This window comes from Devosia aurantiaca, from assembly GCF_011058215.1.
Lineage (GTDB): Bacteria > Pseudomonadota > Alphaproteobacteria > Rhizobiales > Devosiaceae > Devosia > Devosia aurantiaca.
Genome location: NZ_JAALFG010000003.1, coordinates 269,548 through 282,386, shown reverse-complemented (window position 1 = coordinate 282,386; position 12,839 = coordinate 269,548). Strand labels below are relative to the sequence as shown.

The 12,839-nt window shown below is 62.4% G+C and carries 9 protein-coding genes and 3 pseudogenes; 5 read left to right on the top strand and 7 right to left on the bottom strand.

The features are described from left to right. Positions 1-108: 108 nt before the first annotated feature. Positions 109-603 carry a response regulator gene (locus tag G5575_RS14695; protein ID WP_328766313.1) on the top strand — a complete coding sequence of 165 codons (495 nt, stop codon included), beginning with the start codon at positions 109-111 and terminating at the stop codon, positions 601-603. Here G5575_RS14695 and G5575_RS14690 read toward each other — a convergent pair. From G5575_RS14690 to rpiA, 5 genes and pseudogenes are all read right to left on the bottom strand, one after another. Continuing rightward, a complete protein-coding gene (locus tag G5575_RS14690; RefSeq protein WP_207633161.1) occupies positions 600-2,423 on the bottom strand; it encodes a PAS domain-containing sensor histidine kinase in 1,824 nt (607 codons plus the stop codon). The genes G5575_RS14695 and G5575_RS14690 overlap by 4 nt on opposite strands. A 173-nt stretch (positions 2,424-2,596) precedes the next feature. Next, the gene (locus G5575_RS14685) at positions 2,597-3,973 is read right to left on the bottom strand and encodes a class II 3-deoxy-7-phosphoheptulonate synthase (protein WP_164534989.1); all 1,377 of its coding nucleotides are present in this window, start codon (positions 3,971-3,973) and stop codon (positions 2,597-2,599) included. A gap of 79 nt (positions 3,974-4,052) precedes the next feature. Next, positions 4,053-5,426: a glutathione-disulfide reductase gene (gene gor / locus G5575_RS14680; RefSeq protein WP_164534988.1), complete on the bottom strand. Its 1,374-nt coding sequence runs from the start codon at positions 5,424-5,426 to the stop codon at positions 4,053-4,055. 104 nt (positions 5,427-5,530) lie between these two features. Then, on the bottom strand, positions 5,531-6,031 hold the full coding sequence (locus tag G5575_RS14675; RefSeq protein WP_164534987.1) for a DUF2059 domain-containing protein: 501 nt from the start codon (positions 6,029-6,031) through the stop codon (positions 5,531-5,533). Between the two features lie 39 nt (positions 6,032-6,070). Further along, positions 6,071-6,768: pseudogene (gene rpiA / locus G5575_RS14670) on the bottom strand (ribose-5-phosphate isomerase RpiA). A 241-nt stretch (positions 6,769-7,009) separates the two neighbouring features. On the opposite strand from rpiA, the pseudogene G5575_RS14665 reads away from it, so the two are divergent. Further along, positions 7,010-7,602: pseudogene (locus G5575_RS14665) on the top strand (L,D-transpeptidase). An 87-nt stretch (positions 7,603-7,689) separates the two neighbouring features. After that, positions 7,690-8,690 (top strand): annotated as a pseudogene (moaA, locus tag G5575_RS14660) (GTP 3',8-cyclase MoaA). 3 nt (positions 8,691-8,693) lie between these two features. Here the strand turns inward: moaA and G5575_RS14655 are convergent. Further along, positions 8,694-9,173 (bottom strand): Lrp/AsnC family transcriptional regulator, encoded by a 480-nt coding sequence (locus G5575_RS14655; protein ID WP_164535122.1) that lies wholly within the window; start codon positions 9,171-9,173, stop codon positions 8,694-8,696. Positions 9,174-9,412: 239 nt separating this feature from the next. Here G5575_RS14655 and G5575_RS14650 point away from each other — a divergent pair, with 239 nt between their 5' ends. Next, positions 9,413-10,939 (top strand): sensor histidine kinase, encoded by a 1,527-nt coding sequence (locus tag G5575_RS14650; RefSeq protein WP_164534986.1) that lies wholly within the window; start codon positions 9,413-9,415, stop codon positions 10,937-10,939. Positions 10,940-10,991: 52 nt separating this feature from the next. Further along, on the top strand, positions 10,992-11,606 hold the full coding sequence (locus tag G5575_RS14645; protein ID WP_164534985.1) for a DUF6683 family protein: 615 nt from the start codon (positions 10,992-10,994) through the stop codon (positions 11,604-11,606). Between the two features lie 128 nt (positions 11,607-11,734). Here G5575_RS14645 and cobT read toward each other — a convergent pair whose 3' ends face one another. Beyond that, on the bottom strand, positions 11,735-12,754 hold the full coding sequence (cobT, locus tag G5575_RS14640) for a nicotinate-nucleotide--dimethylbenzimidazole phosphoribosyltransferase (protein ID WP_164534984.1): 1,020 nt from the start codon (positions 12,752-12,754) through the stop codon (positions 11,735-11,737). Positions 12,755-12,839: the final 85 nt, after the last annotated feature.

Here is a 12,839-nt window from a genome sequence, read left to right as displayed (position 1 = left end):
AGACTTAACTTCTCACCCGGGTGAGAGCAAGCCAAGCCAATTGCCCGGAGCTTGCAGCTTTGGTAACCGTTCGCGTCATAATCTGTTCACAAGCCTGCCAGCGCGAGAATTTTCTGCAACCAACGTCGGCAGGTTGAGTTCCGCGTACTCTGTTATTGTTTTCGAAGTTATGCCCTCCTCATGTACCGAATTCTGATCGTCGAAGACGAGATCATCGTCGCAACCGAAATCGAGTATGTCGTGGCCGACATGGGCCATGACCCCGTCGGCATAGCGGCGGATCAGAAGTCGGCATTGGCGAAGGCGCAGAATACCGATATCGCGCTAGTCGATCTTAACCTGCGCGACGGCCCGACCGGGGCAACGATCGGCAAGATCCTGGCGCAGACGCATGGGGTGACGGTGGTGTTCATGACTGCCAACCCGACCCAACTCGGAGACGGGGTGCCGGGTACCGTAGGCGTCCTGCCCAAGCCCGCAACCGAGCGCGATCTTCGCGATGTGCTGAATTTCGCGGTAGCTCGTCACGTAGCCGAAGAAGCCAAGCCGCCCAAGAAGCTCAAGCTTTTCACCTTTTCCGGCAATGCCGGCCTCGCCAGCTAGGCGTCCGGCGCCGAGCGCAGTCGCGACGATCGGCTGAGCGCATCCTTGGGCAGGGTCACCTCGACGACCAGCCCCTCTGGCAACCAGTGGCGCTCGACCTTGCCACGCATCTGCCCCTCGACCGACATCTGCACCAGACGCGTGCCGAAGCCGCTGAGCTTTTCCGGCTCGACCGTCACTGGGCCATCGGTCTCGCGCCAGGTGAGGCTGTACTCGTCTTCGGTTTCCGACCCGGTGATGACCACCTTGCCGTCGTCGCTGGAAAGCGCCCCATACTTTGCGGCATTGGTAGCCAATTCGTGGAACAGCAGCGCCAGCGGCGTCGCCGTGGCATCGTCGATAGCGATGTCGTCGCCGGCAAAGACCACGCGCTGCTCATCTTCCTGCCGATAGGCGCGCATCAGGCGATCGACCAGCGCCGAGAGCATGCCCTGTCCGTCCCGCGATGACGACAGATGGCTGTGCGGCCGCACGAAGTCATGTGCCTCGCCGAGCGCGAACACGCGCTGCCGGAGCTGATCGGCGAACGGCTTGGCTTCGGGATGATTGCGGGCGGACAGGCTGATGATGCCGGTCAGCACGGCAAAGATGTTCTTGATGCGGTGGCTGAGCTCCTGCGCCACCAGTTCGCGCTCGTCCGCGGCATGGCGCGATTCGTGGATATCGGTGCAGGTGCCGATCCAGCGCAGGATCTGGCCCTGCCCGTCGCGGATCGGCAGGGCGCGGCCCAGGGTCCAGCGATACTGCCCGCTATGGTGCCGCAACCGATATTCGATCTGGTAGGGCTCTCCGGTCTCCAGCGAATGGCGCCACGTGGCCCAGGCGCGGGCCTGGTCCTCGGGATGGAACACGTCGTTCCACCCCTCGCCATCGGTAGTGCCTTCCGGAACGCCGGTAAACTCATACCAGCGGGCGTTGTAATAATCGTGAAAACCGTCCGGCAGGGTCGACCACACCATTTGCGGCATGGTGTCGGCCAGCGTGCGGAAGCGCAGCTCGCTGGCCGAAAGCGCCTCCGAAACCTGCTTCTGCTCGGTGATGTTGACCGAAACGCCCGGGAACCGAACCGCCTGCCCTTGCTCATTCAGCCGCGGCCTACCCGAGGCCAGGACCCACACCACGCCGCTTTCGGTTACGACACGATATTCGGAATGAAAGGGCGAGCCGTCCGTCAGCACCTTTTCGATCTCGCGACCGACACGCTCGACATCGTCGGGATGGATGCCCTTGAAGAACTCTTCTATCGGCAGGCCGAGCGCCGCCTGTTCCGGATCGATGCCATAAAGTTCGGCAAAGCGGGCGTCGCTGGTGACGCGATTATTGAGCACGTCCCAGTCCCAGGTGCCGACCAGATTGGTGCCGGAGACCGCCATCGAGAGGCGCTCTTCGCTGCGCGCCAGGGCGCTTTCGGTCAAAACCCTCGCCGTGGTCTCATGCACGATGCAGAGCGTGCCGATGGGCTCGCCGTCATCGCTGACGATGGGGCTGTAATAAAGGTCCATCCAGCCCGGCTCGAGCGTGCCATGGCGATCGAGCAGCAGGTGCTGGTCCTGCAAGGTCCAGGACTCGCCGCGCATGCCGCGTTCGATATTGCCGCGGTTGAAGTCGGCAATCTCCGGCCAGGCCTGAAGTGCCGGCATGCCGAAAATGTGCGGATGCTTGTTGCCCGCAAACTTTGCATAGGCGTCATTGTACAGCAGTTCGCCCTCGTCGCCGACCAGCATGACCATGGGTGTTGCCGCCACAACCATGGTGCGCACCGCACCGCGCAGCAGCGTTCGGGCCAGTCCGGAATCGGGCCCAGACGCGTAGATGCCCAATCGAAGTCGTTGAAGAGCTTTATGGTCGGGTCTTGGTCGAGACGGGATCGCGTTGCCTCGCTTGCATTGGGGAACAAGGATGTCAGCATTCCGTGTCGGCCCCTACACCACCAAGTCTTACCACAACCGTAGCGCTACGCGTCTCGTCGAGCACCAGATCACCATATGGCGAGTTACTCGCCCGCCATCCGGTGTTCGCGCACAGGCTTTTGCGCATGCACTTCCTCGGCGACGAGGAAGGCCAGTTCGAGGGCCTGGCTCGCATTGAGGCGCGGATCGCAATAAGTGTTGTAACGGTCCGAAAGCGTCGTTTCGGTGACGGCAGAAACGCCACCGACGCATTCGGTGACATCGTCGCCGGTCATTTCGATATGGACGCCGCCGGCATAGGTGCCCATCTCGCGGTGGACATCGAAGAAGTTGCGCACTTCGGTCAGCACCCGCTCGAAGGGGCGTGTCTTGTAACCGGTCGAGGCCTTGATCGTGTTGCCATGCATGGGGTCGCAGCACCAGACGACGGTGCGGCCGGCCTTCTGCACAGTCTCGATCAGACGCGGCAGGTGCTCATGCACCTTATCCGCACCGAAGCGCGAAATCAGCGTGATGCGGCCAGCTTCGTCGGTCGGGTTCAGCCGGTCGAGCAGGCGCAACAGGTCATCATTGGCAAGGCTCGGGCCGCACTTGATGCCGATCGGGTTGTGGATGCCGGCAAAATACTCGACATGCGCCTCGTCCGGGTTGCGCGTGCGATCGCCGATCCAGAGCATGTGGCCGGAGGTCGCGTACCAATTGTTGGTGATCGAGTCGCGGCGGGTGAGCGCTTCTTCATAGCCGAGCAGCAGGGCTTCGTGGCTGGTGTAGAAGCTCGTCTGGCGAAGCGCCGAGGTGTTGTCCGGATTGATGCCGAGCGCCGACATGAATGTGATGGCGTCGTCGATCTTGCGCGCCACTTCCTCGAAACGGGTCTCCCAATTGGAGCCCTTCATGAAGCCCATGGTCCATTCGTGGATGCGGGTCAGTTCGGCATAGCCGCCGGTCGAGAAGGCGCGCAGGAGGTTGAGCGTCGCGGCCGACTGCCGATAGGCCTGCAGCATGCGATCGGGATCGGGAACGCGGGCGCCTTCAGTGAACTCGATGGCATTGATGATGTCGCCGCGATAGCTGGGCAGCTCGACGCCATCGATCACTTCGGTGTCGGCCGATCGGGGCTTGGCGAACTGGCCGGCGACGCGCCCAACCTTGACGACGGGCTTGGACGCGCCATGGGTCAAGACCACAGCCATCTGCAGGAAGACGCGGAAGAAATCGCGGATATGGTCGGCGCCATGCTCGGCAAAGCTTTCGGCGCAATCGCCGCCCTGCAAGAGGAATGCTTCGCCGCGGGAGACGGCGGCCAGGCGGGACTTAAGATCACGGGCCTCGCCGGCAAAGACCAGCGGCGGAAAGGTCGCAAGCTGCCGCTCGGCGTTTTCTAGCGCTGCCGCGTCGGGATAAGCAGGAACCTGCTTGATCGGCTTATTGCGCCAGGAGCTCGGGGTCCAGGTGGTCATCTTTGATCTCGCTTGTGCCGGTTCACTCGGCTGCCGGGCGATCTAGCAAGCCGCCGCCCCCGTGCCAAGGGACAAAGGGCTAGGCCTTTTCACCATTGCGGTAGACATATGTCGGAGCCTTGAAGGTCACGAGCTCCTCGGCGGCCGATGGGTGGAGCGCGATGGTGCGATCAAGATCGGCCTTGTTTGCCCCCATACCCACGGCGATCGCCACCATCTGGATCATCTCGGCGGCGCTCGGACCCTGGATGTGCACGCCCAGCACCTTGCCGCCGTCCTTTTCGGTGATCAGCTTGATGATCATGCGCTCGGTGCGGTCCGACAGCGTGTTCTGCATCGGCCGGAAGCGGGCAAGGTAGACGTCGATGTCGCCATGCGTCGCCGCCTCGATCTCGGTGAGGCCGATGACGCCGATTTCCGGCTCCGAGAACACGGCCGTCGGGATCAGCGACAGGTCCACCGCCTGCGGATTGTCGTTGAACACCGTCTCGGCGAAATACTGGCCTTCGCGAATGGCAACCGGTGTCAACTGGATGCGACCGGTCACGTCGCCCACCGCGTAGATCGACGGCACGGAACTCTTCGAATAGCGGTCGACCTCGACGGCGCCATTGTCATTAAGCTTGACGCCAGCCTCTTCAAGACCGAGGCCCTTGGTATTGGGCCGGCGGCCGGTTGCGAACATGATGGCGCCGAACGGCGCCGAAACCCCATCGCTGAAGGTTGCCGTGATGTCGTCGCCGGTCTTGGCCAGTTGCTCGATGCGTGTCTGGTAGATGATGCGCACGCCGCGCTCGGTGAGACCCGCCTCGAGGCCGACGCGCATGTCCATGTCGAATTCGCGCAGGATGCAGGTGCCGCGATAGACCAGCGTCACGTGGACCCCAAGGCCGGCAAAGATGGTGGCAAACTCGACCGAGATATAGCCGCCGCCTTCGATCAGGATCGAGCGCGGCAGAGAAGGCAGGTCGAAGGCCTCGTTGGAGGTAATCGCCAATTCCTTGCCGGGAATGTCAGGGATGAACGGGTGGGCACCCGTCGCGACCAGGATGATCTTGGCGCTGAGCTCGCGGTCGCCATTGATCAGCCGGACGCTATTGGGACCGGTGACCACGGCGCGGTCACGAATGACTTCGGCGCCGGGCTTTTCGAGATTGGAAACATAGGCGTGCTCGAGCCGGGAGATTTCCTTCTCCTTGGCAGCGACAAGCGTCGGCCAGTCGAAACTTGCATCGACCTGCCAGCCAAAGCTTTCGGCAATCTCAAACTGGTCCTTGAAGCGCGAGGCATAGACATAAAGCTTCTTGGGCACGCAGCCGCGGATGACGCAGGTGCCCCCGACCCGGAATTCCTCGACGATGGCAACCTTGGCGCCATAGGTCGCCGCCATGCGCGCAGCACGAACGCCGCCCGAACCGGCGCCAATGACCACGAGATCATAATCGAAGCTCATCCGTATCGCCCCCGTTCATCGTCAACTGCCGATGAATGTAATGTCAGTGCCCGCACAAAAAAGACCCCGCTCTCGGGCGGGGTCGATGCTCGTTTATCGCTCGCTCAGAGCTCGACGCCCCTGGCGCGAAGGCCGCCGCGGACCTTGGCGAAGAATTCGGTGCGCAGGTTGTTGGTATAGACCTGCAGCACGCGGCTCAGATCCTGGTTGAGCTCGCTATTGGCGCTGGCAAGCTTCTGGCCGGTCGGCGATTCATAGAAGGCGACGATGGCGGTCAGCTCTTCCATGGTGAAGCGCATGGCATAAAGGCGCGCGAACTGGTCGAGCAACTCGCCCTTGCGGCCATTATATTCCTTGATGACCTCGCCGATCACTTCCTCGGTCTGGACGCCGAGTTCGGGGTTCTGCTGGGTGATCTGCTGCATGGTGGCGATGCCGGTTTCGACCACCGTGGTTTCGAAGATCGCTCCATTGTCGGTAAGGTCGACATATTTGCGGGCCAGCGCCAGCTGTTCGGGCGCCACTTCCTGTGCAAAGGCCGGCGCGGCAAAGGTAAACACGCCCGCAGCCATTACCGCACACAGCAGCGCCTTGGCACCGCGCATCCCCGTCCCGTTCAATGCCATCTTCTCTTGTGTCCCCGATCAGAAATCTCGTTGCAGCGTTTCGACGCCATTGGGCGTCGCCACGTAAGCCTTGCTGCACATATGCAGGAAGAGCCCGTGCTGGACAACTCCCGGAATGTTCAGAAGGTCAATGGAGAGCGCTTCTGGATCGGAAATGCGGCCAAAAAATGCGTCGAGGATCAGGTGCCCACCATCGGTCTCGTAGGGCGTCCCGGCTCCCCGGCCGCGCAGTTTCAAGTCACCAGTGCCGCCGTGACGGCGCATGGTTTCCTCGACCAGGTGCCGCGTGGCGCCGAGGCCGAAACGGTTGACCTCGATCGGCAGCGGATACTGACCGAGCGTTTCGACGAGCTTGGAGCCGTCGGCAATAACGATCATGGCATCGGATGCAGCAGCGACGATCTTTTCGCGCAGCAGTGCCCCTCCCCGCCCTTGATCAGATTGAGCGCCCCATCCAATTCATCCGCGCCGTCTACCGTCAGGTCGAGCCGGTCCAGTGTTTCGAGATCCGAAAGCGGAATGTGGAGGCCCTTCGCCTGTGCGGCGGTGACTTCGGACGTGGGTACGCAGATGACGTCGAGCCCTCCGGCAACCTTTTCACCCAAAAGATCGACGAAGTGGCGCGCCGTCGATCCAGTCCCCAGACCAAGTCGCATGCCGGACTGCACCTGCGTCAACGCCATGGCGGCCGCTTCGCGCTTCAATGCTTCGCTCATCTTCCCTCCCGAAAGCACCGCGCATGCTGTCTTGCCGATCATCCTGTCAAGCACAGCATCGCGCAGTTTAGAACTTGGTAAACATCCACTGTAACCGCGCAGCAACACAATAAGGCGATGATGAGGCACTTGTGGCGGAAACGAGGCGTTTGATCTTCCGCGTTTTCACCACTCGAAGTAAGTAGCGCTAATTGTCGCGGTATCGAATCGAGCCTGCGCGTTTCCCCTGAGGCCAAGTAGAATGAACATTCTCAAATTTGCTCTGGCGATCGGCATGTCTGCCGTGTTGTCGGTGAGCGCAATGGCGCCTGCCGCGGCGGCGCAGTGGTATAACCCGTCGACCAACCAGTTCGAGAATGTGGAGGCTTCGGCGACCCCGGGCCGCTCCGGCAGCCCGATCAAGAAGTCGATCGTCGATTACGAAACCACCCAGAAGCCGGGCACAATCGTGATCGAGACCAGTGAACGCCGCCTTTACCTCGTGCTTGAAGATGGCAAGGCTCTCAAATACGGCATCGGCGTGGGCCGCGAAGGCTTCACCTGGTCCGGCACCAACCGCATCACCCGCAAGGCCGAGTGGCCCGGCTGGACCCCGCCCGCCGCCATGCGCAAGGCGTTCCCGATCTTCCCGCCTATATGCCCGGCGGCCCGGACAACCCGCTGGGCGCCCGCGCCCTCTATATCGGCTCGACCCTATATCGCGTGCATGGCACGTCAGAGCCGTGGTCGATCGGCCAGGCCGTCTCCTCTGGCTGCATCCGCCTCACAAATGAAGACATCACCGATCTTTACGAACGCGTCGCCGTCGGCGCCAAGATCATCGTCAACCACTAAGGTCTGACACCAAGCTTTGCGATAAGGCCGCCACCTGGGCGGCCTTTTTCGTTTTCGCAGGGGCCAACTTGCGCTAGCATAAGCGTCATGACTGCCCGTCCCCTCATCGACAGCTTCGGCCGCCAGATTTCCTATCTGCGGATATCGGTAACGGACCGCTGCGACTTCCGCTGCGTCTACTGCATGGCCGAAGACATGACCTTTTTGCCCAAAAAGGAAGTGCTGAGCTTTGAGGAAGTCGAGGCCATCGCGGGCGCCTTTATCGCGCGCGGCACGACCAAGATCCGCCTTACCGGCGGCGAGCCCCTCGTGCGCCGCGACATCATGGATCTCGTGCGCAGCCTTGGCAGCCGCATCGGCCATGGACTCGAAGAGCTGACCCTCACCACCAATGGCAGCCAGCTCGCCAAGCATGCAGAGGGCCTGTTCGCAGCCGGCGTGCGTCGGCTTAATGTCTCGATCGATACGCTCGACCCGCAGCGCTTTGCCGAGATTACCCGTCGCGGCCGGCTCGACCAGGTCATCGCTGGGGTCGACGCCGCGCAAGCCGCGGGCCTCAAGATCAAGATCAACATGGTCGCCATGCGCGGCATCAACGACGACGAGATCGAGCCGATGATGGCTTGGGCGCATGGCCGCGGACTGGGCCTGACGCTGATCGAGGGCATGCCGCTCGGCGAAGTCGGGCTCGACCGCGTCGACACCTACGTGCCCCTGCGCGAGCTGCACGACCGGCTGTCGCGCCGCTATACGCTCACCAAGCTCGACAAGCGCACACCGGCGGCCCTGCCCGCTATGTCCATGTCGTCGAGACCGGCGGCACGCTGGGCTTCATCACGCCGATGAGCCACAATTTCTGCGAAAGCTGCAACCGCGTGCGCCTCACCGCCACCGGCCAGCTCTTTCTCTGCCTTGGGCAGGACGATCAGATGAACCTGCGCGATGCCCTCCGCGACGGTGGTCTCGAAGGCCTCGACGTCGCCCTCGACCACGCCATGATCATCAAGCCCAAGGGCCACGATTTCGTGCTCGACCGCACCCGCACCGAGCCCGCCGTCGCCCGGCACATGAGCGTCACCGGCGGCTAGAGCCTATTTGTCGTCGTCGACGACGATGGCAAAGTCGAGCGGCAGCGCTGTCGTGTACTTGATCTGCCCCATGGCGAAGGCTGAGCTCACGTCGGTGAGATTGATCTTGCTGATCAGCCGCTTGTAGAACGTGTCATAGGCGTGGATGTCGGGCACGACCACGCGCATCAGGTAATCGACATCTCCGCTCATGCGGTAGAATTCGACGACTTCGGGGAACTCGTCGATCACCCCGGAAAACTTGCGCATCCAGGCTTCGTTGTGCTCGTTGGTCTTGACCGAGACGAACACCGTCACCCCGACATTGACCTTGCTGGGATCGAGCACGGCGACACGGCGCTGGATGACGCCGTCTTCTTCCATCTTCTGGATACGGCGCCAGCAGGGGGTGGTGGAAAGCCCCACCTTGCGGCCGATTTCGGCCACCGGCATGGTCGCATCCTTTTGCAGCAGCGACAAAATTTTCCGATCGATCTTGTCCAGCGCCACCTTCTCCCCTGAAATCAGATTGCGTTCTGACCGTTTGAACCCCGCGTCAGCGCTGTGATCAGTGCCATATCGGCCCATCCAGCGCAATAAAATTGCGCGACCATTTCGCAACCGCGTTCTCCACAATTGGCCGTCGAGGCGAAACCGGGTGTTAACCACGCTCCCCTAAGGTCCTCCGCATAGCGTCGCGAATGCGTTCTTTTCGCACTGTTTTAGTAACGAGTATGAGTCCCATGGCGTCCCTGCCGGCCACCGATGCCGAGGTCCGTGCACGCGTTGCCGGCGACGGCAAGCGCACCGCACAGAAGACCGTGCTTGAAGCACGCCAGCGTCTGACATCGAGTTCGGGCACGCGCGCCGATTTCGATTTCGAACTCATCAACGATTATGCCGCCTCGCGCATCAATGCTGCGCTGCCGATGGCCGCCATTGTCGGCATCCTGGCGATCGTCGCGAGTTTTTGGGTCCCGATCATCATTGCGGCGCTGTGGGCCGGCCTCGTCATTTCCTGCCTCCTGATCGTCGTGCTCGCGGCGCAGCGCTTCAAGCGCAGCGACCCGGCCAAGTTCAACGCGGCGCGCTGGACCACCAATTTCGTCGCGGCAGAATCGGTCAGCGGCATCGCGCTGTCTTTGCTCGCGCTCTTCACCTTCTTTGCCCATTCTCCAGACCTGACGCCGGTGATGTTCGCCATGGCGCTGGTCGGCGTCGCCAGCAACGCCGTCGCCACGCACACCCTGCCGCCTGCGACGATCATGAGCACCCTGCCGGTGACGCTAACGGTTTCCATCGCGCTCCTCACCCAGGGTGGGACGCTCAACTACACGCTCGCCGCCGTCACCATTTGCGGCGAGGTCTTCTTCGTTTTCCTCGCCCGCCAACTGCACACGTCCGAGCTCGAAACCATTTCGCACCAGTCCGAAAAGGACACGCTGATTTCCGAGCTCGAAGAAGCGCGCAACATGTCGGACGAAGCCCGCCGCCATGCCGAGCAGGCCAATATCGCCAAGTCGCAGTTCCTTGCCACGATGAGCCATGAGCTGCGCACGCCGCTCAACGCCATTATCGGCTTTTCCGAAGTGCTGAAGTCCGAGCTCCTGGGCTCCCACAATGTGCCGCAATACAAGGAATATGCCGGCGACATCCATTCGAGCGGCCAGCATCTTCTCAACCTCATCAACGAGCTGCTCGATCTCAGCCGCATTGAAGCGGGCAAGTATGAGCTCAATGAGGAGGCCGTGTCGCTCGTCGATATCGCCGCGGACTGCAAGCGCATGATGGAGCTGCGCGCCAAATCCAAGGGCATCGAGCTGGTGTTCAGCGTCGGCGACAATCTGCCAAAACTCTGGGGCGACGAGCGTGCCATCCGCCAGGTGGTGCTGAACCTCCTCTCCAACGCCATCAAGTTCACGCCGCAACAGGGCCGCATCGTCCTTGTGGTGCAGCGCAGCGGCGACGGCGGACAGCTAATTTCGGTCAAGGACAATGGTCCCGGCATTCCCGAAAACGAGATCGAGACCGTGCTCTCGTCCTTCGGCCAGGGCTCGCTGGCGCAAAAAACCGCCGAACAGGGCGCGGGCCTCGGTCTGCCGATCGTGCAAAAGATTATGGACCTTCATCAGGGCCGCTTCGATCTGTTCTCCAAGCTCCGCTTCGGCACCGAAGTGATCGCGACCTTCCCGCGCGCGCGCGTCATGGACGCTCTTGCCCCGGTGATCGAGAAGCGCAATCGGCTCGAAATCTATTCGGCTGCTGGCTAGCACCTTGCGGTTCGGTCAAGTTTGCGCCTCTATCGAGGTCGATGGAGGCCTCATGATCCGTTTTGCCGCGCCCGCTTTGCTCTCCCTTATGCTCGCCGTTGCCGCGCCCCTCGCACAGGAGGCTCCGGCCTTCGACACCAGCTATCGTGCGTCGCCGACAATATCGGCGCGCCTGCAACGCGAATATCTGACCAACATTCGCTGGTCCGCAGGCGTTAAGACTCGCGAGATGCTGACCGCGGCCTTCGCCGAACGCACGCCAGCCGAAATCTGGCAGGAACTGGTCGCCGCCGACGGCTTGAGGACGGGCAATGTCGCCGATGCGCTGACATCCTTCTGGGTGCTCAACTGGATCACCGCCAATGGCGCCTACGGCACCAAGATCGACAACGCCCCGATCAAGCGACAGCTCGAACTGGCCTTTGCCGGCGACAGCGGTTTCCGCACCACGACGGACCAGCAGCGGCAGCAACTGGCCGAGGGCTATATTCTCGACTTTCTGGTCCTGCACGCGGCGCTCAACGATGCGGTCGAGCGCAAGGACGTGGCAACGCTCAAGAAACTCGCAGCCGCTTCGGTACTGCGGTTCCGGCAGCAGATGAAGGTGGATTTGCTCAGCCTTGCACCCGGACCGGAAGGGTTCCAGCCGAAGGCTGTAACTAAGTAGGCCCCCTCACCCGCCGCGTCGCGGCGACCTCTCCCCCAGAGGGAGAGGTGGGGGCAAGCGGCGGTCGCGGAGCGACACCTCTCCCTTGGGGGAGAGGTCGGCCCTCTTGGGCCGGTGAGGGGGCCTTTTTAGGCGTTCCCACTCACACCAGCGCTTTCAAACGTCGCCATGTTCTCGTGCAGGTGCAGCGCGGTCTTGGCCATGACCGCGGCCAGCGCCGCCCCGCTCCCTTCGCCCAGCCGCATGCCGAGGTCCAAGAGACCGGTCTGGCCCATCTTCTCCAGCACCAGGGCATGGCGGCCCTCGGCAGAGACATGGGCAAAAAGGCAGTGGTTGATCGCTGCCGGGTTAACGGCATGCGCGATCGCGGCCGCAGCGGTCGCAACATAGCCATCGATGATCACCGGCACCTTCTGGTGCCGCGCGGCAACGATGGCGCCGAGCATCGCGGCAACCTCGCGGCCGCCGAGGCGGGCAAGTATATCGAGCGGATGCTCGATGCCCTCGCGGTGAAGCGCCAGGGCCCGATCGACGGCGTCGATCTTTCGCCCCAGGCCGGCATCGTCGACGCCCGTGCCGCGGCCCACCCAATCGGCACCCGTACCCCCATAAAGCGCAGCATAGATTGCCGCGGCGATTGTGGTGTTGCCGATGCCCATTTCGCCAAGGCAGATGAGGTCCGGCTTGCCTGCCACGGCTTCCATGCCATAGGCGATGGTCGCCGCGCACATGTTGTCGTCGAGCGCCGACTCGCGCGTGATGTCGCCGGTCGGCAGTTCCAGCGCCAGTTCGAAGACGCGCAGATTGATCTCGTGCAGGGCGCAGATCTGCGAGATCGCGGCGCCGCCATTGGTGAAGTTGGCGACCATCTGCGCGGTAACTTCGCGCGGAAAGGCCGACACGCCCTGGTCGGTCACGCCATGATTGCCCGCAAAAATCGTGACCATCGGATTGCCGAGCCGTGGTTTGGCGCGATGCTGCCAGCGGGCCAGAAACTCCACCAGCTCTTCGAGCTTGCCCAGCGAGCCTGGCGGCTTGGTCAGTTGGCTATCGCGCTGGCGCACGGCCTCCACTGCCTTATCGTCGCCATCAGGCACTGCGATCAGCAACTCGACAATATCGGCAAAGGCAGGGTTGAGAGCGGGCATGGCTGGCTCCAGCATGCTAGGAGGGGTCGGGGCGCCGCCTTGTTGCCCATTCCGGAGCCGATTGCAATTGACGCCAAATGCCAAA